Origin of the sequence: Pseudoxanthomonas sp. GM95, assembly GCF_900109775.1 — a bacterium.
In the GTDB taxonomy this organism is placed as follows: Bacteria; Pseudomonadota; Gammaproteobacteria; order Xanthomonadales; family Xanthomonadaceae; genus Pseudoxanthomonas_A.
On the sequence record NZ_FOAX01000001.1, the window covers coordinates 575,423 to 600,541 of the forward strand.

At 68.5% G+C, this 25,119-nt stretch carries 26 protein-coding genes; 11 read left to right on the forward strand and 15 right to left on the reverse strand.

Translation table 11 applies throughout. The features are described 5' to 3' along the window. Positions 1 to 23 precede the first annotated feature (23 nt). Both BMZ17_RS02690 and lpxH read right to left on the reverse strand, forming a co-directional pair. Positions 24 to 341 (reverse strand): hypothetical protein, encoded by a 318-nt coding sequence (locus BMZ17_RS02690; protein ID WP_093135244.1) that lies wholly within the window; start codon positions 339 to 341, stop codon positions 24 to 26. Between the two features lie 75 nt (positions 342 to 416). Next, complete coding sequence (lpxH, locus tag BMZ17_RS02695) at positions 417 to 1,160, reverse strand: UDP-2,3-diacylglucosamine diphosphatase (RefSeq protein ID WP_093135247.1); 744 nt, start codon at positions 1,158 to 1,160, stop codon at positions 417 to 419. A 111-nt stretch (positions 1,161 to 1,271) separates the two neighbouring features. On the opposite strand from lpxH, the gene gltX reads away from it, so the two are divergent. The 3 genes from gltX to BMZ17_RS02710 all read left to right on the forward strand — a co-directional run bounded on the left by gltX (position 1,272) and on the right by BMZ17_RS02710 (position 3,975). Continuing rightward, positions 1,272 to 2,678 carry a glutamate--tRNA ligase gene (gltX, locus tag BMZ17_RS02700; protein WP_093135249.1) on the forward strand — a complete coding sequence of 469 codons (1,407 nt, stop codon included), beginning with the start codon at positions 1,272 to 1,274 and terminating at the stop codon, positions 2,676 to 2,678. A gap of 16 nt (positions 2,679 to 2,694) precedes the next feature. Continuing rightward, entirely contained in the window at positions 2,695 to 3,192 is a 498-nt protein-coding gene (locus tag BMZ17_RS02705) for a transcriptional repressor (RefSeq protein WP_093135252.1), read from the forward strand. Positions 3,193 to 3,270: 78 nt separating this feature from the next. Further along, positions 3,271 to 3,975 carry a hypothetical protein gene (locus BMZ17_RS02710; protein ID WP_093135255.1) on the forward strand — a complete coding sequence of 235 codons (705 nt, stop codon included), beginning with the start codon at positions 3,271 to 3,273 and terminating at the stop codon, positions 3,973 to 3,975. 13 nt (positions 3,976 to 3,988) lie between these two features. Here the strand turns inward: BMZ17_RS02710 and BMZ17_RS02715 are convergent, their stop codons facing one another. From BMZ17_RS02715 to BMZ17_RS02725, 3 genes are all read right to left on the reverse strand, one after another. Next, positions 3,989 to 5,221 carry an MFS transporter gene (locus BMZ17_RS02715; protein WP_093135258.1) on the reverse strand — a complete coding sequence of 411 codons (1,233 nt, stop codon included), beginning with the start codon at positions 5,219 to 5,221 and terminating at the stop codon, positions 3,989 to 3,991. Next, positions 5,218 to 5,661, reverse strand: coding sequence for a MarR family winged helix-turn-helix transcriptional regulator (locus tag BMZ17_RS02720; protein WP_343124181.1), 444 nt, complete (start codon positions 5,659 to 5,661; stop codon positions 5,218 to 5,220). Before BMZ17_RS02720 ends, BMZ17_RS02715 begins: the two co-directional genes overlap by 4 nt. 381 nt (positions 5,662 to 6,042) lie before the next feature. Next, positions 6,043 to 8,109, reverse strand: coding sequence for a TonB-dependent receptor (locus BMZ17_RS02725; protein WP_093135261.1), 2,067 nt, complete (start codon positions 8,107 to 8,109; stop codon positions 6,043 to 6,045). 101 nt (positions 8,110 to 8,210) lie between these two features. Here BMZ17_RS02725 and BMZ17_RS02730 point away from each other — a divergent pair, with 101 nt between their 5' ends. Beyond that, positions 8,211 to 8,618: a MerC domain-containing protein gene (locus tag BMZ17_RS02730; protein ID WP_093135265.1), complete on the forward strand. Its 408-nt coding sequence runs from the start codon at positions 8,211 to 8,213 to the stop codon at positions 8,616 to 8,618. 122 nt (positions 8,619 to 8,740) lie between these two features. Further along, positions 8,741 to 8,908, forward strand: a complete 168-nt coding sequence (locus tag BMZ17_RS02735; RefSeq protein WP_093135270.1) for a 30S ribosomal protein THX — start codon at positions 8,741 to 8,743, stop codon at positions 8,906 to 8,908. An 88-nt stretch (positions 8,909 to 8,996) separates the two neighbouring features. Here BMZ17_RS02735 and BMZ17_RS02740 read toward each other — a convergent pair whose 3' ends face one another. The 5 genes from BMZ17_RS02740 to BMZ17_RS02760 form a co-directional block, all read right to left on the reverse strand. Then, positions 8,997 to 9,380, reverse strand: a complete 384-nt coding sequence (locus tag BMZ17_RS02740) for a VOC family protein (protein WP_093135274.1) — start codon at positions 9,378 to 9,380, stop codon at positions 8,997 to 8,999. 140 nt (positions 9,381 to 9,520) lie between these two features. Then, positions 9,521 to 10,987, reverse strand: coding sequence for a chloride channel protein (locus tag BMZ17_RS02745; protein ID WP_093135277.1), 1,467 nt, complete (start codon positions 10,985 to 10,987; stop codon positions 9,521 to 9,523). Positions 10,988 to 11,079: 92 nt separating this feature from the next. Beyond that, the gene (locus BMZ17_RS02750) at positions 11,080 to 11,589 is read right to left on the reverse strand and encodes a methylated-DNA--[protein]-cysteine S-methyltransferase (protein WP_093135282.1); all 510 of its coding nucleotides are present in this window, start codon (positions 11,587 to 11,589) and stop codon (positions 11,080 to 11,082) included. After that, positions 11,586 to 13,094: a DNA-3-methyladenine glycosylase 2 family protein gene (locus tag BMZ17_RS02755; protein ID WP_093135286.1), complete on the reverse strand. Its 1,509-nt coding sequence runs from the start codon at positions 13,092 to 13,094 to the stop codon at positions 11,586 to 11,588. Before BMZ17_RS02755 ends, BMZ17_RS02750 begins: the two co-directional genes overlap by 4 nt. A gap of 50 nt (positions 13,095 to 13,144) precedes the next feature. Then, complete coding sequence (locus tag BMZ17_RS02760) at positions 13,145 to 14,422, reverse strand: alkaline phosphatase family protein (protein WP_093135290.1); 1,278 nt, start codon at positions 14,420 to 14,422, stop codon at positions 13,145 to 13,147. Positions 14,423 to 14,628: 206 nt separating this feature from the next. Between BMZ17_RS02760 and BMZ17_RS02765 the strand changes: the two genes are divergently transcribed. Beyond that, complete coding sequence (locus BMZ17_RS02765; protein ID WP_093135293.1) at positions 14,629 to 15,609, forward strand: hypothetical protein; 981 nt, start codon at positions 14,629 to 14,631, stop codon at positions 15,607 to 15,609. Between the two features lie 10 nt (positions 15,610 to 15,619). Here the strand turns inward: BMZ17_RS02765 and BMZ17_RS02770 are convergent, their stop codons facing one another. The 3 genes from BMZ17_RS02770 to BMZ17_RS02780 are packed head-to-tail and all read right to left on the reverse strand — an operon-like array spanning position 15,620 to position 17,051. Continuing rightward, positions 15,620 to 15,850 (reverse strand): RNA-binding S4 domain-containing protein, encoded by a 231-nt coding sequence (locus BMZ17_RS02770; protein WP_093135297.1) that lies wholly within the window; start codon positions 15,848 to 15,850, stop codon positions 15,620 to 15,622. A 9-nt stretch (positions 15,851 to 15,859) separates the two neighbouring features. Beyond that, positions 15,860 to 16,504, reverse strand: coding sequence for a hypothetical protein (locus BMZ17_RS02775; RefSeq protein ID WP_093135301.1), 645 nt, complete (start codon positions 16,502 to 16,504; stop codon positions 15,860 to 15,862). 19 nt (positions 16,505 to 16,523) lie between these two features. After that, positions 16,524 to 17,051, reverse strand: coding sequence for an RNA polymerase sigma factor (locus tag BMZ17_RS02780; protein WP_254775168.1), 528 nt, complete (start codon positions 17,049 to 17,051; stop codon positions 16,524 to 16,526). 157 nt (positions 17,052 to 17,208) lie between these two features. Between BMZ17_RS02780 and ubiM the strand changes: the two genes are divergently transcribed. The 4 genes from ubiM (at position 17,209) to BMZ17_RS02800 (ending at position 22,478) form a co-directional block, all read left to right on the forward strand. After that, positions 17,209 to 18,363, forward strand: a complete 1,155-nt coding sequence (ubiM, locus tag BMZ17_RS02785) for a 5-demethoxyubiquinol-8 5-hydroxylase UbiM (protein WP_093135304.1) — start codon at positions 17,209 to 17,211, stop codon at positions 18,361 to 18,363. Between the two features lie 126 nt (positions 18,364 to 18,489). Continuing rightward, positions 18,490 to 20,403 carry a DEAD/DEAH box helicase gene (locus BMZ17_RS02790; protein WP_093135308.1) on the forward strand — a complete coding sequence of 638 codons (1,914 nt, stop codon included), beginning with the start codon at positions 18,490 to 18,492 and terminating at the stop codon, positions 20,401 to 20,403. A 160-nt stretch (positions 20,404 to 20,563) separates the two neighbouring features. Beyond that, the gene (locus BMZ17_RS02795; protein WP_093135313.1) at positions 20,564 to 21,307 is read left to right on the forward strand and encodes a pseudouridine synthase; all 744 of its coding nucleotides are present in this window, start codon (positions 20,564 to 20,566) and stop codon (positions 21,305 to 21,307) included. A 97-nt stretch (positions 21,308 to 21,404) separates the two neighbouring features. Continuing rightward, positions 21,405 to 22,478, forward strand: a complete 1,074-nt coding sequence (locus BMZ17_RS02800; RefSeq protein WP_093135318.1) for a GGDEF domain-containing protein — start codon at positions 21,405 to 21,407, stop codon at positions 22,476 to 22,478. Between the two features lie 15 nt (positions 22,479 to 22,493). Here the strand turns inward: BMZ17_RS02800 and BMZ17_RS02805 are convergent, their stop codons facing one another. Continuing rightward, positions 22,494 to 23,438, reverse strand: a complete 945-nt coding sequence (locus tag BMZ17_RS02805; RefSeq protein WP_093138006.1) for a DMT family transporter — start codon at positions 23,436 to 23,438, stop codon at positions 22,494 to 22,496. 64 nt (positions 23,439 to 23,502) lie between these two features. Here BMZ17_RS02805 and BMZ17_RS02810 point away from each other — a divergent pair, with 64 nt between their 5' ends. Then, positions 23,503 to 24,144, forward strand: a complete 642-nt coding sequence (locus BMZ17_RS02810) for a Pr6Pr family membrane protein (protein ID WP_093135323.1) — start codon at positions 23,503 to 23,505, stop codon at positions 24,142 to 24,144. On the opposite strand, the gene BMZ17_RS02815 is transcribed toward BMZ17_RS02810, so the two are convergent. Further along, positions 24,141 to 24,965, reverse strand: a complete 825-nt coding sequence (locus tag BMZ17_RS02815) for a DUF72 domain-containing protein (RefSeq protein WP_093135328.1) — start codon at positions 24,963 to 24,965, stop codon at positions 24,141 to 24,143. The genes BMZ17_RS02810 and BMZ17_RS02815 overlap by 4 nt on opposite strands. Positions 24,966 to 25,119: the final 154 nt, after the last annotated feature.

Consider the following 25,119-nt stretch of genomic DNA (forward strand, 5'->3'; position numbering starts at 1 on the left):
TGAGCTTGCACTGTCTTGTGCAGTCAGAAGTACTCGACCTTGGCAACAACGCCATTTTTGATCACGAACTTCAGCTCTCCAATTTCAAAAGAGCCTTCCTCAGTCTTCTTGCAGACGACACCTTTTGGGGACATTTCTTCCGCCAGCAGGCCAACCTCATCTGCGGGCTTCCCGACCCAGTATTTCTTGAGAATCTCCCGCGTAAGTTCGCCACGTTCTTCGAGAAACGTGATGCTTGACCTTGAGTCATCAAGCGATAACGAAGAATCCAATAGCAGGTAGATCAAATAAAGATTGAAAGCAGCGCTAATGGCTAAAAGAGCCCAAGGGAGCTTCTTCATTTTTGCCTGCTCCTCAACGCATCGATTGAGCGCTGATGCTTGTGATCATCAAAAGTCGCGATTCTGGTCCCCGCTTCAGCCCAACGGCAGCGACTGCAGGTCGAAGCCTTCCGGGGTCACGCGCAGCACCGAGCCCTGTTCATACCAGTCGCCCAGCACGATGCGGGTGCAGGCTTTGCCGCCTGCGGTGAGTTCGTGCACGGCGGGGCGATGGGTGTGGCCGTGGATCAGGCGGTCGATGCCGTAGCGCACGAACAGCGCTTCGACCTCGGCCGGGGTCACGTCGGTGAGGGTCTCGAAGGTGGCGTTGTCGCCCTTCATCCCGCCCTGGTGCGCGGCGCTGGCGGCACGCGCCTGCGCGGCAAAGGCGAGGCGTGCGACCAGCGGCTGGGACAGCATGTAGGCCTGCCACGCCGGGTCGCGGGTCTGCGCGCGCACGGCCTGGTAGGCCGCATCGGAGGTGCACAGCGCATCGCCGTGACCGATCAGGGTCGGTGTGCCGTACAGCACCACCACCGCCGGGTCGGGCAGGATCCGCATGCCGCAGCGCTGGGCGTAATCGGTGCCCAGCAGGAAATCACGGTTGCCGCGGATGAAGAACACCGGCACGCCGGCATCGCTGACCGCGCGGATGCCTTTGGCCACGGCCGTGGCCAGGTCGGACGGGTCGTCATCGCCCACCCAGGCCTCGAACAGGTCGCCCAGGATGTAGAGCGCGTCGGCGCCCATGGCCTCGCGCTGGAGGAAGTCCAGGAACAGGGTGGTGATGGCCGGACGCGTGGCGTCCAGGTGCAGGTCTGAGATGAACAGCGTGGTCATGTGCAAATGATAGCCGGCGCGGGCGTGGCCGGCGTCTGGCAGGCGTCGCGGGCCTGATCAGCCGACAGCGGGTAAAATTGGCCGATTCCATCTGTCGCTCCCGGGCCTTCCATGACCTGCCGTACCCGTTTCGCCCCCAGTCCTACCGGCTACCTGCACATCGGCGGCGCGCGCACCGCGCTGTACTGCTGGCTGGAAGCGCGTCACCGCGGCGGCGAATTCGTCCTGCGCATCGAGGACACCGACCGCGAGCGCAGCACCCAGGGCGCGATCGACGCGATCCTCGAAGCGATGGACTGGCTGGGCCTGGACTACAACGAAGGCCCGATCTACCAGACCCAGCGCGTGGCCCGCTACAAGGAAGTCGCCGAGCAGCTGGTTGCCGACGGCAAGGCCTATTACGCCTACGAAACGCGCGCCGAGCTGGACGCCATGCGCGAGGCCGCCATGGCCAAGCAGGAAAAGCCCCGCTACAACGGCGCCGCGCGCGAGCAGCAGCTGCCGTATCGCGACGATCCCAACCGCGTGATCCGCTTCAAGAATCCGATCGGCGGCACGGTGGTGTTCGACGACCTGATCAAGGGCCCGATCGAGATCGCCAACGCTGAGCTGGACGACATGGTGATCTTCCGCCCGGACGGCTATCCCACCTACAACTTCGCGGTGGTGGTGGACGACTGGGACATGGGCATCACCGAGGTCATCCGCGGCGACGACCACATCAACAACACCCCGCGCCAGATCAACATCTATGAAGCGCTGGGGGCGACCGTGCCCAAGTTCGCGCACATGCCGATGATCCTGGACGAGCAGGGCGCCAAGCTGTCCAAGCGCACCGGTGCGGCCGATGTCATGCAGTACAAGGACGCCGGCTACCTGCCGCATGCCTTGATCAACTACCTGGCGCGCCTGGGCTGGTCGCACGGCGACCAGGAGCTGTTCACGCTGGCCGAGCTGATCGAGCTGTTCGACGTGAAGAACGTCAACTCCAAGGCCGCACGCATCGACATGGCCAAGCTCGGCTGGGTCAACCAGCACTACCTGAAGACCGACGCGCCGGAGACCATCGCGCCGCAGCTGGTCTATCAGCTGGAGAAGCTCGGCGTGGACCTGGCCGCGGGCCCGGCGCCGGCCGATGTGGTGATCGCCCTGCGCGAGCGCGTGCAGACCCTGAAGGAAATGGCCGAGAAGGCCGTGGTCTGGTACCAGCCGCTGACCGACTACGACGAGGCCGCCGTCGCCAAGCACCTCAAGGCCGCCGCGCAGGCGCCGCTGGCCAAGTCGCGCGAGCTGCTGGCTGCGGCGAGCGACTGGACGGTGGAAGGCGTCTCGGCCGCGCTGCACGATGCCGCCGCCGCGCTGGAGCTGGGCATGGGCAAGGTCGCCCAGCCGTTGCGCGTGGCCATCACCGGCACCCAGGTCAGCCCCGACATTTCCCAGACCGTCTACCTGGCCGGCCGCGACGAAGCCTTGAAACGCATCGACGCGGCACTCATCAAGGTGGCCAACGCGGCCTGATTCCAGGAGCAGCCTCATGTCCAGCAAGCACGCCTGCATCGAACCCCACCACCACGTGCACAGCGCCGATGCGTTCGTGCACGCGGTCGAGCACGCCTGTGCCGAGCGCGGCCTGCGGCTGACGCCGATCCGCGCGCGCGTGCTGCAGCTGATTGCCGAGGCCGGCAAGCCGATCAAGGCCTACGAACTGCTGGACCTGGTGCGCGCGTCCAAGGGCGTCGGCGCCGACGCACCGCCGACGGTGTATCGCGCGCTGGATTTCCTGATGGCCAATGGCTTCGTGCACAAGCTCGAATCGGTCAACGCCTTCGTCGCCTGCCACCATCCCAACAGCGCCGCGCACTCGGTGCCGTTCCTGATCTGCGACCGCTGCCATTCGGCGGTGGAGCTGGAAGACCGCGCCGTGGTCGACCAGCTCGAAGCCCGCGCCAAGGCGCTGGGCTTCGTGCCGCAGGCGCAGACCCTGGAAGTGCACGGCCTGTGCGCGCGTTGCGCGGCCGCCGCGCCCGTCTGATCCGCATCGGTTGAAGCGCTGGCCGGCGTACGGCCGGCGACGCGTTGTCCGCAGGGTGTCCTTTCGATTGGAACGCCCATGCGCCTGGCAACCCCGCGATCTCACGACAACAGCCCGTACTACTTTGGCCTGGCGCTGCTGGCGGCGGTGGTCGGGTTCTACCCGAGTTTCTTCTCGCAGCTGGGCAAGCTCGATCTGCTGCGCCACGTGCATGGCGGACTGGCCACCAGCTGGCTGGTGCTGTTGATCATCCAGGGCTCGCTGGCCCGCACGCGGCTTTACGCGGTGCATCGCGTGCTGGGCTGGGCCTCGCTGGCAATCGTGCCGGCGTTCGTGATTTCCGGGGTGATGCTGATCCGGGTCTCGCTGGCCGGCACCAATCCGTTCCAGCAGGCCTTCGCGCCGCCGCTGGCGCTGGTGGATTTCATCGGGCTGGCGTTCTTCGCGTTCTGCTACGGCATGGCGCTGTGGCATCGCCGGCGCATGCCGCTGCATGCGCGCTACATGGCCTGCACGGCGCTGCTGGTGTTGCCGCCGGCGACGGCACGCGCGCTGGGCGCCTTCATGCCGGGCATCCAATCCTTCGAGGCCGCCTTCCACGGTGGCATGCTGATCAGCGTGGTCGCCACGCTGGTGCTGATCGTGCGCGATGCGCGCGAAGGAAAAATCCTGCCGCCGTATCCGCTGCTGCTCGCGGTGCTGGTCGTGCAGCAGGTCAGCTTCATGACGATTGCGATGTCGCCCGCATGGCGGGCGATCTGCGCGCGGCTCGCCGCGGGCTGAGGCGTTTCGGCTGTCAGGCGCGTGCGAGCTGTGCTTCCGATGCGCGCTCGCGGATCGGAAGGTTCGCCACCGCGGCGACCAGTGCCAGCGCCATGTCCGCGTACCACATCCATTGATAGCTGCCGTTGTGCTCCAGCGCCACGCCGCCCAGCCAGGCGCCGAAGAACCCGCCGATCTGGTGCGACAGCAATGTGAGCCCGAAGAGCGTGCCCATGTAGCGCGGGCCGAAGCGCTTGCCGATGATCCCGGCCGTCGGCGGCACCGTCGCCAGCCAGGTGAAGCCCAGCGCCGCTGCGAAGACGTAGAACGTGGTTGGCGTCGGTGGTGCCATGAGATACAGCGCGATCAGCACCGCGCGGCTGGCATACATGCCGGCCAGCACGTACTTCATCGGCATGCGCTGGCCGAGCCAGCCGGCGCTGAGACTACCGGCGACATTGAACAGGCCGATCAGCGCGATCGAGGTGCCGGCCACGCCGGGCGAGAGCCCGCACAGCGCGATCTCGCCGGGCAGATGCGTCACCAGGAACGCGATGTGCACGCCGCAGGTGAAAAAGCCCAGGTGCAGCAGCCAGTAGCTGCGGTCGCGCAGTGCGATGCGCAGCTGCGCGCGCAGGGTGAGATGGACGACTTCGGCCGCGTGCGCGATGGCGACGGCGGGATCACCGCGGCGCGGCTTCACCAGCGGTGCGATCAGCGGCAGCGTCAGTAGCGAGGCCACGGCCAGGCCGAACATCGCCGCCGACCAGCTCCCCACGCTGATGCCCAGCGTCACCAGCGGCGCGAACACGAACTGCCCCAGCGAGCCGCCAGCGTTGATCAGCCCCGAGGCGAACGAGCGCTTCTCCGCCGCAATGTGCTGCGCGGTGGCGCCGATCAGGATCGAGAAACTGCCCGCGCCCGCACCGGCCGCGGCCATCACGCCCAGTGACAGCATCAGCCCGAGTTCGCTGGTCATGAACGGCGTCAGCGCGCAGCCGGCCGCCATCAGCAGGCCGCCGAAGACCAGCACGCGCGTGGGGCCGTGGCGGTCGGCGATTGCGCCAAATACCGGCTGCACCGCGCCCCACACCAGCTGGCCGATCGCCAGCGCAAAGCTGATCGAGGCGATGCCGATTCCGGTGCTGGCGCTGATCGGTTTGACGAACAAACCAGTCGTCTGGCGCACGCCCATCGTCAGCAGCAGCATCGACGAGGCGACGGCCAGCAGCAGCCACGGCGTGCGGGGTTGCGCGGTCACATTCATGCGGCCTCCCGCAGCGGACGCAGTGCCACGTGCAGCGCGTCCAGGTCGTCGTTGAGCCGCTGCATCTGCGCGGCGCCGTAGAGCGCGGCCATCTGTTTCTGTGCGCGCTGCCACAGCGGGATGGCCTTGGCGATGGCGTTCTCGCCCTTGGCTGTGACCTGGATCAGGCGCTGGCGCGCGTCGTCGCCGCGCGCATCGCGGATCAAGCCGGCGGCCAGCAGCGGCTTGAGGTTGCGGGTGAGGGTGCTGCGGTCCATGCCGGCCGCGTCTGCGAGTTCGCCCAGCGTGCGCGTGCCTTTCTGGGCGCGGCGCAGGATCGAATACTCGTTGAGGCTCAGGCCGATCGCGGCCAGCTCGCGGTCGTAAAGCTGGGAGGCCTGGCGCGCGGCCCGGCGCAGGCGGAAGCAGGTGCAGGTCGATTCGGTGGCGATGGCGGGCATGGCGACACGGAGGCGGGGGGGCGTCGCATGATGCATGCATATGCACCTATCTGGGAACCGGCTGTCCGTGCAACGCCGGATTCCATTCGCTGCCATGCCGTGAGGTGGGAGCGGCTTCAGCAGCGACGGAGCTTTATCGGTAAGGCCATCGCTGCTGAAGCAGCTCCCACAACGGTTTAGCGGTGATCGCACCGCGCGAACTGCGCCTATCGCCAAGGCGCCGCGCAACAAAAAACGGGCCGGAAGACTGGGGAGGTCTTCCGGCCCGCGATCCCGTTGCAACACGTGCGTGGCGGGGCAGGTGCTGAACGCACGCGCCGCCGCACACGCCGGTGCGTCCAGCAGGCGGGCCGAGGGGAGCGGCCCGCCCGCGTGGCGGGATCAGAAGAACATGCGCACGCCGAACGAAGCACTACGACCCGGCAGCATCACGTCGTCCTTGAGGAACGAGGTGTGCACGCGCGCATCCTGGTCGGCCAGGTTGCTGCCATCCAAGAACACTTCCCACGAAGTCGCACCCGCATCGATGTGGTACGCCACGTGCGCATCGACCATCGTGTAGCCGGCGGTCTCGGTCTCGTTGACCGCGACCTTGTCCTGCTTCATGTAGCGCGTGGCGCCGATCGAGGCGCGCCAGGCGCTGGCTTCCCAGCGGAACTCCGCACCGAAGCGGCCCGGCGGGATGCGCGGCAGGTTGCCGCCATCGTTGAGGCTGGCCTGCACCGTATCGCCGAACACATGCAGGTCCCAGTCGCCGGTGCTGGCGCTGTTGGCCAGGTGGAAGGTGGCCTCGCCCTCGAAGCCGTGGAAGGTGGCATCGCCCTGCGTCCACTGGCGGATCGGCAGGTACTCATCCTCTTCCTCGTGGTACCACTGCTCGCCGGTGTCGGTGAGGTAGATGAAGTTGTTGTAGCGGTTGTAGTACGCCGAGACCTTGGCATCCATCCAGTCGTTGCGGTAGGTCAGGCCCAGCTCGGCCTGGTTGGCCTTTTCCTTCTGCAGGTCGGTGCCGCCGATCTCGTAAGCGAGCGTGGCGATGTGCGGGCCGTCGGCGAACAGTTCCTCTTCGGCCGGCGCGCGCTCGGCGTGGTCCAGGTTGGCGGTGATGCGCCAGTTGTCGTTGAGCTTGAAACCGAAGCTGGAGGACAGGCTCAGCGGCTTGAACTTCGGCGACAGGCCGGTCTCGGTCTGGTACTTGATCTGGTCCACGCGCGCGCCCAGGTCGGTGGAGAACCGGCCCCAAGTGTTCTGCGCCACGGCGAACACGCCGATCGCCTTGGTATCGGTCTTGGGCACGAAGGCCTCTTCGCCGATTGCCTGGAAGGTCGAGTCGCTGCCCTGCACGCCGACGGCGGTTTTCCAGCCGTTGGCGGCGGCGAAGGTGGCTTCGATGCGGCCTTCGTTGGCGTCCTTCTTGAAGACGGTGCCGACCTCGTCGCCTTCGAACTCGGTGTGGTCGTAGGTGGTGTGGCCGAAGCTGTAGCGCAGGCCGCTGCCTTCGCCCCACGGATCATTCAGGCCGCCCTTTACCTCGAAGCGGTCCTGGTGCATTTCCAGGTGCACGCCGCGCTCGCCTTCAGCCAGGTTGCCCGGTTCGCCTGGATTGCCGTAGCTGTCGTTGAAGCGCGATACCGAGGCGCCGATGAAGCCCCAGTCGCCGGCCAGCGAGGCGCCGAACGCGCCGGACTTGTTGTCGATGAAGGTGTTGGCCTGGCGGCCTTCGGGCGTGTCGTAGTCCTTGGCGTTGCGATACACGCCATCGGCGTGGATCGACAGGCCGCCGTTGCCGGCGTCGAAGCGCGCCATGCTGGTCTGGCCGTCCTTGTCGCCGAAATCCACGCGCGTTTCGGCGCGGCCGGTGACGCCCTGGACCGGGGTTTCGGCGATGCGGCCGTCGACCACGTTCACCGCGCCGCCGATGGCGCCGCTGCCGTAGAGCAGGGTCGAGGGACCCTTGAGCACTTCGATCTGGTCGGCCAGGAACGGCTCGATCGCCGGCGAGTGGTCCTGGCTGACGGTGGAAACGTCGGCGCTGGACAGGCCATCGGCCATCACGGCCACGCGCGGACCATCCATGCCGCGGATGATCGGACGGCCCACGCCCGGGCCGAAGTTGGACGACTGCACGCCCGGCAGGCCGGCGACGGTTTCGCCCAGGCTGGCGGCGCGGACTTCATCAAGCTTCTCGCCGCTGAGCACTTCGACCGGGCGGCTGAGCTGGTCGGCGGTGCTGCCGAACGGGCTGGAGGTCACTTTCACCGCATCCAGGTCCTTGGCATGCAGGCCGCTGCCGGTGGTGTGGCGCGAATCGCTGGACGGGTTGGTGGTGCTGCTGGTCGCTTCCTGCGCCTGCACGTTGAAGGCGCACAGCGCCAGGGTGAGGGCGGCGGCAAGCGGGGCACGGGACAGGGCGGCCGCACCGGCGGCGCGGAAAGCAGGTGACTTCATGGGTTGGAGCATCCTGGGAGGAGGAGAGAGGCAGGGTTCATCAAAACGTTATAATATATCCAAGTCGCGTCAAGTCCCCTCCCGAAAGTCATACTTCCACCATGTCTTCTCCCTTCCGTTCATGGCTGGACCGCCTGGGTGCCACCGGTTCCCTGGTCTGCGCCGTGCATTGCGCGGTGCTGCCGCTATTGATCGCCCTGCTGCCGGCGCTGGGCCTGTCGGGCTGGCTGGGCGAGGGCTTCGAACGCGCGTTCGTGGTGTTCGCCTCACTGCTGGGCGTGTTCAGCCTGGCCAGCGGTTACCGCCGCCATCGCGTGCTGCGCGCGCTGGGCATGCTGCTGACCGGATTGGCGGTGCTGTGGGTCGCGGTGCTGTACGCGCCGCTGCACCACAGCGTGATCCCGCATGCGGTGGCGATGACCTTCGGCGGCACGCTGGTTGGCCTGGCGCACGTGTTGAACCTGCGCCTGAACCACGGCCACGTGCACGACGCCAGCTGCGCGCACTAGGGCATGCCCTCCCTGTAGACGTGCCGGGCGGCTGTGATAGCCTCTCCGGCCCTGCGCGCTGGCGCCTTGCCAGCAGCGCACCCGCCACGACCGGCGGGCCACCAACATTCAGGAGTCAAGTTATGGGCAAGGGTGACCGCAAGACCGCCAAGGGCAAGCGCTACAACGCCAGCTACGGCAACTCGCGCAAGCACAACGCGGTCGTGACCGCGCCGGTGACCAGCAAGTCGGTCGCCAAGGCGCCGGCCAAGAAGGCCGTGGCCAAGAAGACCGTCGCCAAGGCCGGCTGATCCAGCCGACTGCGATGCTCTGAACAAACGCGGCGCCTTCAAGGCGCCGCGTTTTTTTATTGCCTGCGATTCGTCTTGCGGATCGCGGCTAGAGCCGCTGGCCGACATCGATGCGGTTGCCATCGGGATCGGCGAAAACAAACCCGCGCAGCCCGTAGTTCGCATCGCGTAGCGCCTTGACGATGCGGATGCCGGCCGCCTCCAGGTGCGCGTAGAGCGCGGTGGCGTTGTCGACGAGCAGGTGCGCGAGGTTCTGGTTGCTGGGCTTGTGCGTCTTGTGCAGCGACAGGTGCAGTTCGGCAGCGTCTTTCTTCAGGATCACGAAGCCGACCGGCGTGCCGTTCTCGAAGGTCTTGGTGAAGCCCAGGACCTCGACATAGAACGCCAGGGCGCGGTCGATATCGGTGACCGGCAGGGTCGGTGCGAGCCGGCCGAATGTGACGGCCGGCAGCGGAGCAATAGCAGCGGACATGGGTGGAACTCCAGCGGAATCACGCAGCGGCCAGCGCCGGGGCGGTGCCCGGGGACTGGCATGCGCGCAGTAGCGGAGCGGCGTCCGCGCGATGGAGCCGGCATCTTACGGCCTGGCGTGGCTACTTCCAGTGCGCCGGGCTAGGGGCGCGGCGGCGGTTCGCTGGGAGGTGGGTCTGACGCGGGCGTGACATCGCCATCGTGGGGCAGGGGATCGGCCGGTTCCGCGCCGGCGCCAGCGACGGGAACTGACGGCGCCTGCGCTGTCTCCTGCGCATCCGCCGGTGTTTCCGAAGGTGCGGGCGCGGGCATCGCCGCCAGCAAACGATCGGCCAGCGCCTTGTAGACCGGCTTGCGGCACACCAGTGCAGACGCCGCGCGGGCCAGCAGCACGGTCGCCAGAATCGGCAGCATCATGTCGCTGTTGTCGGTCAGCTCCAGCGAAATCACCGCCGAGGTCAGCGGCGCCTGGGTCACGCCGGTGAGATAGGCGCACATGCCCAGCAGCACGACCGACGATGGGTCCACGCCCGGCAGCAGCACCGACAGGTTGTGGCCAAGCCCGGCGCCGACCGCCAACGCCGGCGAGAACAAGCCGCCCGGGATGCCGGCCACGTACGACACCAGGTTCGCGCCGAATTTCATGATGCCGAACTCGTGCCCGACCACCGCGTGGCCCTGCACCAGGCTGCGCGCCTGCTCGTAGCCGGTGCCGAATGCGCCCGCGCCGAAGATGATGCCCAGCAGCGCCAGTGCCAGCCCGCAGCCGGCTGCGAACAGCACCGGGTTGGCGCCGCGCATCCGGCCCAGCCAGCGCGGCCGGCCGTCCATCGCCGCCAGGATCGTGCGGCTGAACAAGCCGCCCAGCAGTCCGGCCACCGCGCCGCACAGAAGCACCGCCAGCCAGCCCATGCCCAGCGGCAGCGCCGCATCGACGGTGCCGAAGTAGGTGTAGTTGCCGAGCAGGCCCAGCGACACCACGCCGCCGACGATCACCGCGGTCAGCAACGTGCCGGAGAAGTTGTGTTCGAAGCGGCCGGAGAGCTCCTCGATGGCGAACACCACACCGGCCAGCGGTGTGTTGAAGGCCGCGGCGATGCCGGCCGCGCCGCCGGCCAGCAGGAAGTGCGTGGCCTCGCGCGGGTCCTTGAAGCCCAGTGCCCGGCCGATCACGTACATCAGGCTGGCGCCGACGTGGACCGTCGGCCCCTCGCGGCCGACCGAGGCGCCACCGAACAGCGCCAGCACGGTCAGAGTGAGCTTGCCGGCCGACACGCCCAGCGACAGATTGGTCTTGCGGAAGCTGCGATCCGGCAGCTGCAGCGCTGCGATCACCTGCGGGATGCCCGAGCCGCGCGTGGGCTTGAGCGCGCCATTGGTCAGCCAGGCCAGCGCGGCGAACACCGTTGGCGTCAGCAGCAGCGCCCACCACACCGAGTGATGGATGATCCGCTGGAAGATGCCGAAGGCCGCATCGCTGGCCTTGGCGAAGATCAACGCGACGACGGCCACCGCGACCGCGCCACCCCACAGCGCCACGCGCCGCATCCACAGATCGCGCGACCACAAGGGTGCCAGCGCCTGTCGGGCTTCATTTCTGTCAAACATGACCCGATTGTCTCATGCGGCGGCCGGGCGGCCTGCCGTTGAAGGCGGTCAACGTTCCCCTCGATGGGACAGCCGCGGGCGGCGCGCCGGCTTCAGGCGAACAGTGTGCCGGCGGATGTCGCGGGCAACGCGCCTTCCAGCCGCAGCAGGAATTCCTTGGTCGGCAGGCCGCCGCCGAAGCCGGTGAGGGCGCCGTTGGCACCGATCACGCGGTGGCACGGCAGCACGATCGGCAGGGGGTTGCGGCCATTGGCGGCGCCGACGGCGCGCGTGGCGCTGGGCTTGCCCAGTGCGTTGGCCAGGTCCAGGTAGCTCCACGTGCTGCCATAGGGAATCGACGCCAGCGTGGTCCAGACCTGTTCCTGGAACGCGGTGCCCTGCGGGGCCAGCGGCAGGTCGAAGGTTTTCAGCGTGCCGGCGAAATAGGCGTCAAGCTGCGATTGGGTTTCGCGCAGCACCGCGTGGTCGCCCGGTTCCCACGGCGACCAGTGTTTGACCGGATGGCGGTTCTCGGGGAATTCGACGGCATGCAGGCCCGCATCGCTGGCGGCGATCAGCAGCGGCCCGACCGGGCTGGGGATGTGGCGATGGAAGATGGTCATGTGCGCGGCTCCGCCGGGGTTTGATCGATGGGCTTGGAAGGTGGCATCGCGTCCTTCCACAGATGCAGCACGGCGTAGCCGCGCCAGGGGCGCCAGGCCTGCGCGTGCAGCGACAGCTGTTTCGCGGTCAGGCGGGTGCCGTCATTGGGCAGGGATTTCTGCAGGACCAGGTCGTCGGCCGGAAACGCATCGGGATGGCCGAGGCCGCGCAGCGCCAGGTAATTCGCCGTCCACGGGCCGATGCCTGGCAGTGCGGTCCAGCGCTCGACGAACTGTTCCAGCGTGGTGGCCGCGTCGAAATCCACGCGCCCGTCCAGCACCGCCTGGGCCACGGTGCGCACCGTGGCCGCGCGCGCCTTGGTCAGGCCGATCGCGGTGAGGTCGGCTTCGGCCAGCGCAGTCGGGGTGGGGAACAGGTGCGTGTGCACCGCGCTGTGCAGCGGGCCGACGATCGCTTCGCCAAAGGCCTGCGCCAGGCGCGCGGTGACGGTGCGCGCCGCGGCGACGCTGATCTGCTGGCCGATGACCGCGCGGATCGCGATCTCGAAGCCGTCCCAGCCGCTGGGGATGCGCAGCCCCGGGCGCTTGCGCAGCAGCGGGCGCAGGCGCGGATCGTCGCGCAGGGCGGCTGCGATGACCTGCGGATCGGCATCCAGGTCGAACATGCGGCGCAGGCGTTCGACCACGGCCAGCATGCCGGTGGGCGCGATGTTGCGCAGCTCCAGGCGCAGCGCGTGTTCGCCCTTGGGCCAGGCGCTGACGCGCAGCCAGCCCGGCGTCGCAGCCGGGCCGACCACGCGCGCATACGAGATCCCGTCGACATGCTCCACGCCGGGCAGCGCACGTCCGCGCAGGAAGTCGAGCATCGCGGTGAAGTCGTACGGCGGCCGGTAGCCCAGGCGCAGCACCAGCGTTTCGCCAGCAGCTTCGCGCGGCTCGCGCTTGCGCAGGTCGCGCGGCGCCATCCGGTAGGTGTCCTTGAACACGGTGTTGAAGCGCCGCAGGCTGTTGAAACCCGCGGCCATGGCCACGTCGGTGACCGGCAGGTGGGTTTCGGTGAGCAGCTGCTTGGCGAACAACAGTCGGCGCGTGGCATGCACGCCGATCGGCGAGGTGCCCAGGCGATCGGCGAACAGCCGGCGCAGCTGGCGCTCGCCCACCTCCACGCGCGCGGCCAGCGCCGATAGCGGCTGGTCGGCAAGCAGGCCGGTGTCGATCAGCTTCAGCGCGCGGGCCACGACGTCATCGCCGCGCCGCCAGGCGCCATCGCCCGGGGCCAGCTCCGGACGGCAGCGCAGGCACGGGCGGAAGCCGGCGGCTTCGGCGGCGGAAGCCGCGGCGTAGTAGGTGACGTTTTCGGCCTTGGGGGCCGGCGCCGGGCACACCGGCCGGCAATAGATGCCGGTGCTGGAGACCGCGGTGAAGAACAGGCCGTCGAAGCGCGCGTCGCGGCTCAGGCGGGCCTGTTCGCAGGTGCGGTGGTCGGGCAGGGACGGTGAGGACATGCCGCGCAGGCTAGCACCGCGCCACCGCCCTCACTCGCCGCTTTCGGACATCAATGCTGGGGCGTGGGAATTGCCTTCAGTGCCGGCGCCAGCGGCGCGAGCGAACCGTCGTTGGGCTCGGCCTGCAGCTGCAGCAGGTGCGCGAGCAGCGGATACACATCCACGTTGTCGAACGCCGGCAGCACCGTGCCACGGCGGAACGCCGGGCCGTGCGCGATGAACATCGCATGCATCGACGCCAGTGCCGGATCGAAGCCATGCGAGCCGCGATCGTGGCCCAGCGCCCGGCGCTTGGCGGCCTGTTCGGCCGGCAGCGCGTCCCAGCCTTCGTCCATCTGGCAGACGATCGGCGGGATGCGCGCATTGGTGCCGTAATGCCAACGCGCGGGCAGTTCGCCCTTGCGCCAGCAGGTGTAGTGATCGTGGCGGCCGAGCAGGCGCTTGGCGACGGTGGATGCGAAGCCGGCGTTGGGCGCCACGCCGACCACCTGGCCGACCGAGACCACCGTGGCTTCCTCCATCGTGACCATGTCTTCGACCGCGATCACGCGATCGGGCGTGACCTGGGCCATGCCGTGGTCGGAGACCAGCACGATGTTGATCTTGTCCAGCTGGCCGTGCGCGGCCAGCGTGTCGAGCAGGCTGCCGACCGCGGCATCCACGCGATGCAGCGCGTCGCGCACCTGCTGCGAATCCGGGCCGTAGCTGTGGCCTTCTTCGTCGACGTCTTCCATGTACAGCGCGGCCAGCTGCGGGCGCTGCTCGGCCGGGCCGGTGAGCCAGCCGGCGACTTCATCGGCGCGGACGGCAGCGGGAATCTTTGGGTCGAACAGGCGGTACTGGCCGGGGCGCACGCCATCGATCGGCGCGGCGCTGCCCGGCCAGGCCCAGATCGCGGTCTTCATGCCGTGCTGTTCGGCCGTGACCCAGATCGGCGTCGCCTCGCTCCACCAGCGCGCATCGCCGGTGGCGCTGGTGTCGGAGACCTTGAAGTCGCCCAGGCCTTCGTCGCGCATCGAGTTGTGGATCACGCCGTGGTGGTCCGGCCGCAACCCGGTGACCAGCGTGTAGTGGTTGGGGAAGGTCAGCGCCGGGTAGGACGGGTTCATCCATTGCGCACGCACGCCGTCGCGGGCCAGCGCATCCAGGCGCGGGGTGTCGCCGCGTCCCAGGTAGCTGGCGCGCAGCGCGTCGATGGAAATCAGCAGGACCGGCGCCGGCGGGGCCTGGACGGTGGACGAGGTGGACGGAACGACGTGATCGGTGGCGCAGGCGGTCAGCAGCAACAGGCTGAGCCCCCACGCCGCCCGGATCTTGGACAGGCGCATGCGGTGAACATCGATAGCAAACAAGGTGACCCGAGCTTGGCAGAAAGCCATGACGCCTGCATGGCGCGGGTGGGCTTGGCGCAACATCGTCGGCCTTGCGCACGGCCGTGCGCCTGGAATTGGCGTGTCTCGGTGGGCTGACGCAGGCCAGCCGCGGTGACATGATCCGCGCCACCGCAGACACATGGCAGGGAAGGCAGGACGCGATGATCGTTCCCGAATACTGGGCCGAGGCCCGCCTGCACACGCGCAATAAAGGACGCAGCGTGACCGTGCGCCGGTTCGGTTGGTCCGATGCCGGCCAAGCGGAAGCCGAGGCCCACGCGCAGGCGCGCGTGCAGGAGGCGTTCGACCGGATCGTGTCCGGAGAGAAGCTGCCGCGGCGTGAGCTGCGCAGCAATTACGGCATCCACGGGGTGCCGATCCGCGAGCAGATCGTCGAGCGCCACGACGGCGTGGTGATCACGCGCAACAGCTATGGCGCGCTATGCCTCAACACGCCGGACGTGCTGTTCGCGGATGTGGATTTCGACACGCCGCCGCGTGGCTGCGGACTGACACTGGGCTTCAGTGCGGTGATGCTAGTGGCCGGTTTCGTGCTGGGCGCCTGGCAGCGGCAATGGCTGGCGGGGATCGCCGCGGCCTGCATCGTGCTGCTGATCGCCAACTTCATCGCGCTGCGGCGCAAGCGCCGGCAGTGGGACAAGGACGGCGGGCCGCAGGCACGTGCGCTGGCGCGGATCGAAGCGTTTTCGAACGCGCATCCGGACTGGCACCTGCGCGTGTATCGCTCGCCGGCCGGGCTGCGGGTGCTGGCGATGCAGCGCACCTTCGCGCCGGATGAAGCGGCCGTGGCCGACTGCTTCCACGCGCTGGGTGCCGACCAGCTCTACGCGACGCTGTGCAAGGTGCAGCACTGTTTCCGCGCGCGCCTGACCGGCAAGCCGTGGCGGATGGGCATCACCCGCCGCATCCGGCCGACCGTGGCCGCGTGGTCCAGCGAGCAGGCGCAGCGCCCGGAACGCCTGGCCTGGATCGCCGATTACGAGCGCGTGGCGCGCGATTTCGCGGCCTGCCACTATCTGCAGTCGCTGGGCGATGTGTCGAAAGTGGACCCGCGCGCCGAGCAGGTGCGCGCGCTGCACGATGCGATGACGCGCGCGGGCTCCGATCTACCGCTGGCCTGAGCCGCCGGACTCAGCCTTCGGCCGGCTCCATCACCCGGATCTCGACCTCGTCTTCGATCGTCACCACCTGGCCGGCGCGGATCTTGGCGGTCTTGCGCAATTCCTGCGCGCCATCGACGAACACCACGCCGCTGGCGACGACCTGCTTGCCCATGCCGCCGCTGTCCACCAGGCCGCACAGCTTGAGCAGGATGTGGAGTTCGACGTACTCGCCGTCGAGATCGAATTCGAGGATCTGCATGGCGCCAGTTTAGCCGTTGGCCACGCCTTCCTCGCGCTTGAACGCCTCGATCTCGTCCAGCATAGCCTGCGCCCGCGGAATGCTGCGGCCAATGCTGCCGGCGTCGAACAGGTCGCGGCGCCGGCGCAGCAACAGCACGCTGCCGCCAAGCAGGACCAGGTTCACCGCGCTGGTCCACAGCAGGAAGCCGGTCGGCAGGTCCTGGCCTGTCATCGCCTTGGCCGCCACTTCCAGCAGGGCCAGCCACAGCAAGCACCAGGCCAGGCCCAGGCGCGGCTGCCACTTCACCCGCCACCAGCGCAGCTGGCCCAGGGTCTTCTGCACCGTCAGCACCGGCTTGGCGTAGTGCAGGCGGGTGAGCAGCAGCACGTCCACGGCCGAACACACCACCAGCGCCACGCCCCAGACGTGCAGCGCCAGGCCGCTGATCAGGGCGGGCAACGACTCGATGTGATGCACCCAGAACCGGGCGAACACCACCGCCATGCCGATCCCCAGCAGCGCCTGCACCACCTGCCAGGCGAACAGCGGCCACAGCCGCGCGCGCGCCTTGTCCAGGCGGCTCTCGGTGAACAGCTGCAGGTTCAGCGCGCCCTGGCGCTCCAGTCGGGTTTCCATTGCCTGCCAGGCGAGCTTCATGTCGTCGAGTTCCATGGTCTTGGGTCCTGTGAGGTCAGAGCGCGCTGCGGATGCGCTGCTTGAGGCGGTTGATCTTGGTGGCGACGTTGGTCTCGCTCAGGCCCAGGATCTCGGCCATCTCGCGGTACGGGCGGTCTTCCAGATAGAGCACCAGCAGGGCGCGATCCAGCGGCGGCTGCGCGGCGATGAAGCGTCGCAGCAGGCGCAGCTGCTGGTCGGCTTCCGGGTTGCCGGGATTGGGATCGGCCAGGTCGTGCAGGTCTTCGTCCAGCGGCACGGCGTGGCGCTGGCGCAGGGCCTGGCCGCGGACCTGCGAGATCGCCACGTTCAGTGCGATCCGGTACATCCAGGTCGAAAAACTGCGGCCTGCATCGAAACCGGGAAACGCCCGCCACAGCTGCGTGGCGATCTCCTGCGCCAGCTCGGCGCGGTCTTCCGGATGGAAGGCGTAGCTGGCCGCGACCTTCAGCACGATCCCGCGGTGCCGCTCCAACAGCGCCTGGAAGCGGGCTCGGGCATCGTGATCCAGCGTGGCGGCCGGTGGCATTGCGGCGTCTTCCATGGGACAGGTCCGAAAGCGATTGTGCGTCGATGCCAGGGTGATTCGCGCCTGCGCGGCATTCCTCACACGCGATGGCGATGCCAGTTGCGCCAGATCAATGCGCGTCACGGGCGCGGCGATACGATGCGAGTCGTTCTCATCTTGGAAGGCGCAGGCGATGCAGTTCGACGTGGTGATTGGCGGCGGCGGTCCGGTCGGGCTGTGCCTGGCGCAGGCGCTGGCCGCGCAGGGGCGCCGCGTGGCCGTGGTCGAGCGCCAGCCGCGGCAGGTACTGGCCGAGCCGGCGTTCGACGGTCGCGAGATCGCGCTGACCCACGCCTCGCGCCGCTTGCTGGAGCAACTCGGCATCTGGTCCAGGCTGGACGCCGCGACGCTGTCGCCGCTGCGCCAGGCGCGCGTGCAGGACGGCGCGTCGCCATTCGCCCTGAATATCGCAGCCGACAAGAGGGACGGTGAACCGCTGGGCTGGCTGGTGGCCAACCATCGGATCCGGCGGGCCGCGTTCGAGGCGGTCGCTGCGCAATCCGGCATCACCCTGCTGGACGGCAGCAGCATCGCTTCGCTGCAGCGCGGCCGCGACCATGTCGAGGCCACGCTGGATGACGGACGCAGGCTGCAGGCGAAATTGTTGATCGCAGCGGACGGACGCCTGTCCGCGCTGCGCCGGCAACTCGGTGTCGGCGCGGAACTGCACGATCTCGGCCGCAGCATGCTCGTCTGCCACGTCGCGCATGCGAAGCCGCACCACGGCATTGCGCTGGAATGGTTCGCCTATGGCGCGACCGTTGCGCTGCTGCCGTTGGTAGGCAACACGTCTTCACTGGTGCTGACCCTGTCGCCGCAGCGGGCCGAGGCGCTGCGCGCGTTGGACGATGTGGCCTTCGCTGCCGAGGTCACGCGCCTGTGCGAAGGCCGGCTCGGCGCGATGCGGCCGGCCAGCAGCCGGCACTTGTATCCGCTGCTGTCGACCTATGCGCGGCGCCTGGCCGGGCCGCGCTTCGCCCTGGCCGGCGATGCGGCGATCGGCATGCATCCGGTCAACGCGCATGGGTTCAACTTCGGACTGGCGGGCGTCGAGCGGCTGGTCGAGGCATTGGCCGGGCAGGCCGATCCGGGCGCGGAGGGCCCGCTGCGCGCTTTCGCCGGCGCCCATCGCCGCGCCACCTGGCCGCTGTACGCGGCCACCCAGCTCGTGGCCCGGCTCTACACCAACGAACGCCCGGCGGCGCGCCTGTTGCGAGGCGGCGCGCTGCGCCTGGCCGCGGCCGTGCCGCCGTTCCGACAGGCCCTGCGGATGCACCTGCAGCACTGATTGCGACGCCGGAAGACGAAAACGCGTCGCCAATGCCGGGTTTCGGGACGGAATTGGTTGTCATTCAAGGCGCATAGGGCCGTCTGGGCGCACAATAGGCGGCCATTACGCTGTCAGAGCTCCATCATGTCTTCCGAAAACGCCGCACCCGCGGTGCCGTTCTCCGCCCTCGGCCTGTCCGCGCCGGTCCAGTCTGCCCTGGCCGCCGTCGGTTACGAGTCGCCTTCGCCCATCCAGGCCGCCACCATCCCGGCCCTGCTCGGGGGACGCGACGTGCTGGGCACCGCGCAGACCGGAACCGGCAAGACCGCAGCGTTCGCGCTGCCGGTGCTCTCCAACCTGGACATGACCGCCGGCAAGCCGCAGGCGCTGGTCCTGGCGCCGACCCGCGAGCTGGCCATCCAGGTCGCCGAGGCGTTCCAGAAGTACGCTGCCTCGATTCCTGGCTTCCACGTCCTGCCGATCTACGGCGGCCAGAGCTACTACCCGCAGCTGCAGGCGCTCAAGCGCGGCGTGCACGTGGTCGTCGGCACCCCGGGTCGCGTGATCGACCATCTCGAGCGCGGCTCGTTGGATCTGTCCGGCCTGACCACGCTGGTGCTGGACGAAGCCGACGAAATGCTGCGCATGGGCTTCATCGACGACGTCGAGACCGTGCTGAAGAAGACCCCCGAGACGCGCCAGGTGGCGCTGTTCTCGGCGACGATGCCGCCGGCCATCCGCCGCATCGCCCAGACCTACCTGAAAGACCCGGTCGAAGTGAACATCGCGGCCAAGACCACGACCTCGGCCAACATCACCCAGCGCTATTGGTTCGTCTCGGGCCTGCACAAGCTCGATGCGCTGACCCGCATCCTGGAAGCCGAGCCCTTCGACGGCATGATCATCTTCGCCCGCACCAAGGCGGCCACCGAAGAACTCGCGCAGAAGCTGCAGGCCCGTGGCCTGGCCGCGGCCGCCATCAACGGCGACATGCAGCAGGCGGCCCGCGAGAAGACCATTGCCCAGCTCAAGGACGGCAAGCTGGACATCCTGGTCGCCACCGACGTGGCCGCGCGCGGCCTGGACGTGGAGCGCATCAGCCACGTGCTGAACTATGACATTCCCTACGACACCGAAAGCTACGTGCACCGCATCGGCCGCACCGGCCGTGCCGGCCGTACCGGTGACGCGATCCTGTTCGTGACCCCGCGCGAGAAGTCGATGCTGCGCGCGATCGAACGCGCCACGCGCCAGCCGATCACCGAGATGCAGCTGCCCAGCGTGGACGACGTCAATGATCGGCGCGTGGCCAAGTTCCTCAGCCGCATCACCGACACGCTGGCCACCGGCGAAGCGGGCGAGTACCGCGCGCTGATCGAAGGCTACGAGCGCGAGCACAACGTGCCGGCGATCGACATCGCCGCCGCGCTTGCGCGCCTGCTGCAGGGCAAAACCCCGCTGCTGCTGTCGGCCGATCGCGCCCCGGCGCCGCGCAGCGCGAGCTTCGAGCGTCCCGAGCGCAGCCCGCGCGCCGAGCGTCCGGCCCGCAGCTATGAAGCTGACGGTGCACGTCCGGAGCGCGCACCGCGTCCGCCGCGCCATGACCATGCCGGTGACGATTTCGCGCCGCCTTCGGATCGTCCGCGTCGCTCGGCGCCGCCGTCGGGCGAGGCCGAACACGGCATGGAGCGCTACCGGATCGAAGTGGGCCACGCCCACGGCGTGAAGCCGGCCAATATCGTCGGCGCCATCGCCAACGAGGCCGGCCTGGAAAGCCGCTACATCGGCCGCATCGACATCCAGGACGATTACTCGGTACTGGACCTGCCCGAAGGCATGCCCAGCGACGTGCTGACCCACCTGAAGAAGGTCTGGGTCTCCGGCCAGCAGCTTCGGATCCACAAGGTCGGCGAAGAGGCGGGCGACGATGCGCCGCGTGGCTATCGCCCGGCCGGCGCGCGTCCGGGTGCGGGCAAGCCGCGTCCTGCCGGCGGCAAGCCGTTCAGCCCGCGGGGTGGCCCGTCCAAGCCGCATCGCAAGGGTCCGCCGAAGGCTTGATCCGCCGTAGGCGATCCGGAAGAAACAGGCCCGCATCGCGGGCCTGTTTCGTCTTCAACGCAGCGTTTGCGCAAGGCAGCCACGCCTGTGCAGGCCTGCCACCTGGGTAGCGATCAGCGCGCCTCGTTCGCGCCGCACCCGACTCACCGATAATGCCGCCATGACCGACGCACCGACCGCGGGCCCGACCCGCCTCAACAAGCACATCGCCGAGACCGGCTTCTGTTCGCGCCGCGAGGCCGATCGCCTGATCGGCGAACGCCGCGTCACCGTCAACGGCCACGCCGCCGGCACCGGTGCGGTGGTGGGCGAGGGCGACGTGGTCCTGGTCGATGGCCAGCCGCTGCGCGCGCGCGCCACGGTCAAGACCAGCGGCCGGCGCCATGTGTACATCGTGCTCAACAAGCCGGTCGGCGTGACCTGCACGACCGAGAGCACGGTCAAGGGCAACATCGTCGATTTCGTCGGCCATGAGCAGCGGATCTTTCCGATCGGCCGCCTGGACAAGGAGTCAGAAGGCCTGATCCTGCTGACCAGCAACGGCGACATCGTCAACCAGATCCTGCGCGCCGAGAATCGCCACGAGAAGGAATACCTGGTCGAAGTGAACAAGCCGGTCACCGAGGAATTCCTGCGCGGCATGGCCAAGGGCGTGCGCATCCACGACCAGATGACGCTGCCGTGCCGGGCTTCGCGCATCGCCAAGTTCGGCTTCCGCATCACGCTGACGCAGGGCCTGAACCGACAGATCCGCCTGATGTCGGCCGCGTTCGGCTATCGCGTGACCCAGCTGCGCCGGGTGCGGATCGACAACGTCAAGCTGGGGCCGCTCAAGGCCGGCCGCTGGCGCAACCTGACCGACACCGAATTGCGCGGCCTGCTGCCGGACATGCAGCACTGGTAAGCGGAATGCCGTCACTTCGCGTGACGGGTTTCACGCTCCTTCGCGTCCGCGGTCCCGAAGGTGCGGCGGCCTATTAAGGTGCGTCAAGGAGATCCGCATGATCCGACCGCCGCGACCGGACAACGAGTCGCAACGCCAGGCTTTGCTGGCCCGCTATCGCATCCTGGATAGCGAGGACGAGCGCGCCTACGACGACCTGGTGACCATCGCCGCGGGCGTCTGCAACACGCCCATCGCCGCGATCAGCCTGGTCGATGGCGACCGCCAGTGGTTCAAGGCGCGCGTGGGCCTGCCGGTGAACCAGACCCATCGCGATATCTCGTTCTGCGGCCACGCGATCCTGCAGCCGGACCAGGCCTTCGTGGTGCCCGATGCGGCGGCCGACGTGCGTTTCCATGACAACCCGCTGGTGACCGGCGAGCTGGGCGTGCGCTTCTACGCCGGCGCGCCGCTGCTGACGCCCGAAGGCGAGGCGATGGGTTCGCTGTGCGTACTCGACAACGCGCCGCGCGAACTGTCAGAGAGCCAGCTTGAAGCGCTGCGCGCGCTGTCGCGGCAGGTCATGCACCTGATGGAGCTGCGCCGGATCAGCGCCAGCCTGGCCGAACAGATCGCCGAGCGCGATTGGTACGAACTGCAGCTGCAGCGCTACCAGGAAGAACTGGAAGTCCAGAACGCCGACCTCGCCGCCCAAACCCGCACCGATCCGCTGACCGGCCTGCCCAACCGGCGCGCGCTGGCGATGGCGCTGCGCATGGCGATGGACAAGCACATGGCCGGGCGCGGCGAGGGCGTGTGCGTGGCGCTGCTGGACGTGGACCACTTCAAGGTGATCAACGACGTGCATGGCCACGCGATCGGCGACCTGGTGCTGGTGGCGCTGGCCGACATGCTGCGCAGCCACAGCGCCGGCGGCATGGCCGCGCGCTATGGCGGCGAGGAGTTCGTGATCCTGTTTCCCGACAGCACTGCCGAGCAGGCGCGGCTGCAGTGTGAGTTTTTGCGCAACGCCGCCACGCTGCTGCCGGTCAACCTGCCGATCACGGTGAGCATCGGCGTGGCCGAATGCCGGCGCCAGGACGACACGCCGGATGCGGCCTTCAAGCGCGCAGACGAGGCGCTGTACGCAGCCAAGCGCGGCGGGCGCGACCGGGTGGTGCTGGCGCCGTAAGCCTCGCGCGCTGGCTCAGTCGGCGATGCCCTTGGCTTCGGAGGTGGCCAGCAGTTCCGGGTGCGCCACCGGCTTGCGCCGGCTGAAGATCGGATGGGCGAACACGGCCAGCAGGATGATCGCCACGCCCGCGTAGAACTGCGGCGTGAGCTGGCGCTGTTCGCCCAGCAGCGCGATCGCCAGCACGATGGCGTAGACCGGCTCCAGATTGGTCGCCAGCTGCATGCCGTAGGCGCTGACATGGCGCAGCGCGGCCAGCGCCATCGCGAACGGCAACAGCGTGCAGGCCAGCGACAGCACCAGCAGCAGCGCGCCATCGTGCAGGCTCGGCACGATCAGCAGATCGCCGCCGAAGCCGGGCACCAGCGCCATCAGCGGTGCCAGTGCGGTCAGCAGCAAGGTGCCGGCGCCGAGTTCCAGCGCGGTGACGGTGAGCGGCTCGCCGCCTTCGACCATGCGTTTGTTGAGCGAGCCGAACACCGCCACCAGCAGCGCCGACAGCGCGCCCACCGCGATGCCCGCGCGCATTTCGTGCGGCACGCCGCCCACCACCAAGGCCACGCCGGGCAGCGTGGCCAGGCCGAACAGCAGCTCGCGCAGGTCGAACGGACGCCTGGCGATCCACGGCTCCATGACCGCGGTGAACACCGGCGCCAGCGCGATGCAGGTCGCCGCCACAGAGGCGTTGGCCAGCTTGATCGCGCCGTAGAAGGTCAGCCAGTGCAGCGCGACCAGCGCGCCGATGCCGGCGTACGCCCAGCGATGCCGGACCGGCATCGCGCGCAGGCCGCGCCACACCGGCGGCAGCAACGCGAGCGCGACCACGACCAGCAACATGCGCCACCACACCAGCGGCAGTGCCGGCAGGCTGATCAGCTTGCCCAGGATGGCGGTGAATCCCCACAGCAGGACGCAGACGTGGACCTGCAGGTGGGCTTTGAGCGGGACGGGCGTGGACATCGGCGGATTATCGCCGGGCACAGGCGCGACGTACCATGCGGCGAACCTTCGGGAAGACGCACGCATGCCGATCGAGACGAGCGGAAAGGACTCCACCCTGGCGCGCATCGGCGCCGGTGGCGTGGCGCTGCTGTCCGCGCTGGCCGTGGTCCTGCAGTACGCGCTGATCCTGATCGCACCGGAGAACGGAGGGGCGCTGGCGGCGACGGTGCGCTTCCTGAGCTACTTCACCATCCTCAGCAACCTGGGCGTGATCGCCGTTTGCGTGGCGGCCGCGCGAGGACGCGGCGCGTGGTGGCAAAGCGCGCGGGCGCAAGGCGCCGTCGCACTGGCCATCGGTGTCACCGGGCTGGTCTATGTCACGGTGCTGGCCGGGCTGTGGCAGCCGCAGGGCCTGCAGTGGTGGGTCGACAATGCCCTGCATCGGGTCGTGCCGGTGCTGTACCTGGCGTGGTGGTGGCTGGGCGCGGTGCACGGGCGCCTGGGCTGGCGCGATGCGTTGTGGTGGCTGCTGTTTCCGTTGGGCTACGTGGCGTGGGTGTTCGCGCGCGGCCAGGTGGTGCACGAGTATCCGTATCCGTTTCTCGACCTGGCGCTGCATGGGGTTGCCGGCGTCATCGGCAACGCGCTGGTGGTGACGCTGGTGTTCGTGGTGCTTGCCGCGCTGCTGGTCGGCGCGGATCGGCTGCTAGGCCGTCGGCACTAGCGCTGCAGGCGTTCGAGCAGGGCCATCGCCGCAGCCGGATTGCGTTCCTTGGCAGCAGAAATGAAGAACACGAACACCTCGCGCGGCTGCTTCGGCGCGGGCGTCTTGCCGACATGCGGCAGTTCGGCCGGATCTTCGCCAGCGCGCCGGGCCTGCGCGCGACGCGCCCAGGCATCGAGCTCGGCATCGGGGTAGCCGTTGGGTTCGCCGCTGCGGCTGCCCATCAGCCGGGCGTAGACGAAATCGCTGGTGAGGTCGGCGAACGAGGGGTACTCGGTTGATTCGGAAAACACCGTGCCCATGCCGTGCTGCGCGGCCAGGGCGAGGAAATCCGGCGTGATGAAGTCCGGGTCGCGCACGTCCAGCACGTGGCGCAGGGCGCGCTGGCCGGCTTTCTTCGGCAGGATCTCCAGGAACTTGGTGAAGTCCTCGCGTTCGAGCTTGCGGCCGGACTCGAACTGCCACACCAGCGGCCCCAGCTTGTCGCCCAGTTCTGCGATGCCGCCGATGAAATCCTCCACCTGTGCGCGCGTGCCGGCCAGCTTGCGCGACTGGGTAATGCGCTTGGGCGCCTTGGCCGAAAACACGAACCCATTCGGCGTGGCATCGCGCCACTTGGCATAGGTCGCCGGCTGCTGGGTGCCGTAATAGGTGCCGTTGATTTCGATCGCGGTGACGTGGCGACTGGCGTGTTCCAGTTCCAGTCGCTGGACCAGCCCGGCCGGATAGAAGTTGTTGCGCCAGGGCGCGTAGACCCAGCCACCGATGCCGACGCGGATGCCATCGGGCTTGGCCGATTCGGGAAACAGAGTGTTGTCCATGCGGGTCGAGTCGGGCCTGGCGCCCATGCAATCGCGAGGCCGTCAGGATACGGGCGGCCGATCGCAACCCATGCGACAGCGCGACAAGATTGTCTTCACGCGAATTTCAATACTCGCGCGTTCATGATTCCGCTGAACCATCACCCACTGGTAA

What these genes read in the sequence shown, in the direction of transcription:
- BMZ17_RS02800 (WP_093135318.1), top strand. Translation starts at nt 21,405, where the DNA reads ATGATCCGACCGCCGCGACCGGACAACGAGTCGCAACGCCAGGCTTTG.
- BMZ17_RS02815 (WP_093135328.1), bottom strand. Translation starts at nt 24,965, where the DNA reads ATGGACAACACTCTGTTTCCCGAATCGGCCAAGCCCGATGGCATCCGC.
- BMZ17_RS02720 (WP_343124181.1), bottom strand. Translation starts at nt 5,661, where the DNA reads ATGCCCGCCATCGCCACCGAATCGACCTGCACCTGCTTCCGCCTGCGC.
- BMZ17_RS02805 (WP_093138006.1), bottom strand. Translation starts at nt 23,438, where the DNA reads ATGTCCACGCCCGTCCCGCTCAAAGCCCACCTGCAGGTCCACGTCTGC.
- BMZ17_RS02740 (WP_093135274.1), bottom strand. Translation starts at nt 9,380, where the DNA reads ATGTCCGCTGCTATTGCTCCGCTGCCGGCCGTCACATTCGGCCGGCTC.
- BMZ17_RS02705 (WP_093135252.1), top strand. Translation starts at nt 2,695, where the DNA reads ATGTCCAGCAAGCACGCCTGCATCGAACCCCACCACCACGTGCACAGC.
- BMZ17_RS02710 (WP_093135255.1), top strand. Translation starts at nt 3,271, where the DNA reads ATGCGCCTGGCAACCCCGCGATCTCACGACAACAGCCCGTACTACTTT.
- BMZ17_RS02735 (WP_093135270.1), top strand. Translation starts at nt 8,741, where the DNA reads ATGGGCAAGGGTGACCGCAAGACCGCCAAGGGCAAGCGCTACAACGCC.
- lpxH (WP_093135247.1), bottom strand. Translation starts at nt 1,160, where the DNA reads ATGACCACGCTGTTCATCTCAGACCTGCACCTGGACGCCACGCGTCCG.
- BMZ17_RS02765 (WP_093135293.1), top strand. Translation starts at nt 14,629, where the DNA reads ATGATCGTTCCCGAATACTGGGCCGAGGCCCGCCTGCACACGCGCAAT.
- BMZ17_RS02790 (WP_093135308.1), top strand. Translation starts at nt 18,490, where the DNA reads ATGTCTTCCGAAAACGCCGCACCCGCGGTGCCGTTCTCCGCCCTCGGC.
- BMZ17_RS02725 (WP_093135261.1), bottom strand. Translation starts at nt 8,109, where the DNA reads ATGAAGTCACCTGCTTTCCGCGCCGCCGGTGCGGCCGCCCTGTCCCGT.
- BMZ17_RS02780 (WP_254775168.1), bottom strand. Translation starts at nt 17,051, where the DNA reads ATGGAAGACGCCGCAATGCCACCGGCCGCCACGCTGGATCACGATGCC.
- BMZ17_RS02690 (WP_093135244.1), bottom strand. Translation starts at nt 341, where the DNA reads ATGAAGAAGCTCCCTTGGGCTCTTTTAGCCATTAGCGCTGCTTTCAAT.
- BMZ17_RS02715 (WP_093135258.1), bottom strand. Translation starts at nt 5,221, where the DNA reads ATGAATGTGACCGCGCAACCCCGCACGCCGTGGCTGCTGCTGGCCGTC.
- BMZ17_RS02760 (WP_093135290.1), bottom strand. Translation starts at nt 14,422, where the DNA reads ATGCGCCTGTCCAAGATCCGGGCGGCGTGGGGGCTCAGCCTGTTGCTG.
- BMZ17_RS02730 (WP_093135265.1), top strand. Translation starts at nt 8,211, where the DNA reads ATGTCTTCTCCCTTCCGTTCATGGCTGGACCGCCTGGGTGCCACCGGT.
- gltX (WP_093135249.1), top strand. Translation starts at nt 1,272, where the DNA reads ATGACCTGCCGTACCCGTTTCGCCCCCAGTCCTACCGGCTACCTGCAC.
- BMZ17_RS02745 (WP_093135277.1), bottom strand. Translation starts at nt 10,987, where the DNA reads ATGTTTGACAGAAATGAAGCCCGACAGGCGCTGGCACCCTTGTGGTCG.
- BMZ17_RS02810 (WP_093135323.1), top strand. Translation starts at nt 23,503, where the DNA reads ATGCCGATCGAGACGAGCGGAAAGGACTCCACCCTGGCGCGCATCGGC.
- BMZ17_RS02795 (WP_093135313.1), top strand. Translation starts at nt 20,564, where the DNA reads ATGACCGACGCACCGACCGCGGGCCCGACCCGCCTCAACAAGCACATC.
- BMZ17_RS02775 (WP_093135301.1), bottom strand. Translation starts at nt 16,504, where the DNA reads ATGGAACTCGACGACATGAAGCTCGCCTGGCAGGCAATGGAAACCCGA.
- ubiM (WP_093135304.1), top strand. Translation starts at nt 17,209, where the DNA reads ATGCAGTTCGACGTGGTGATTGGCGGCGGCGGTCCGGTCGGGCTGTGC.
- BMZ17_RS02770 (WP_093135297.1), bottom strand. Translation starts at nt 15,850, where the DNA reads ATGCAGATCCTCGAATTCGATCTCGACGGCGAGTACGTCGAACTCCAC.
- BMZ17_RS02755 (WP_093135286.1), bottom strand. Translation starts at nt 13,094, where the DNA reads ATGTCCTCACCGTCCCTGCCCGACCACCGCACCTGCGAACAGGCCCGC.
- BMZ17_RS02750 (WP_093135282.1), bottom strand. Translation starts at nt 11,589, where the DNA reads ATGACCATCTTCCATCGCCACATCCCCAGCCCGGTCGGGCCGCTGCTG.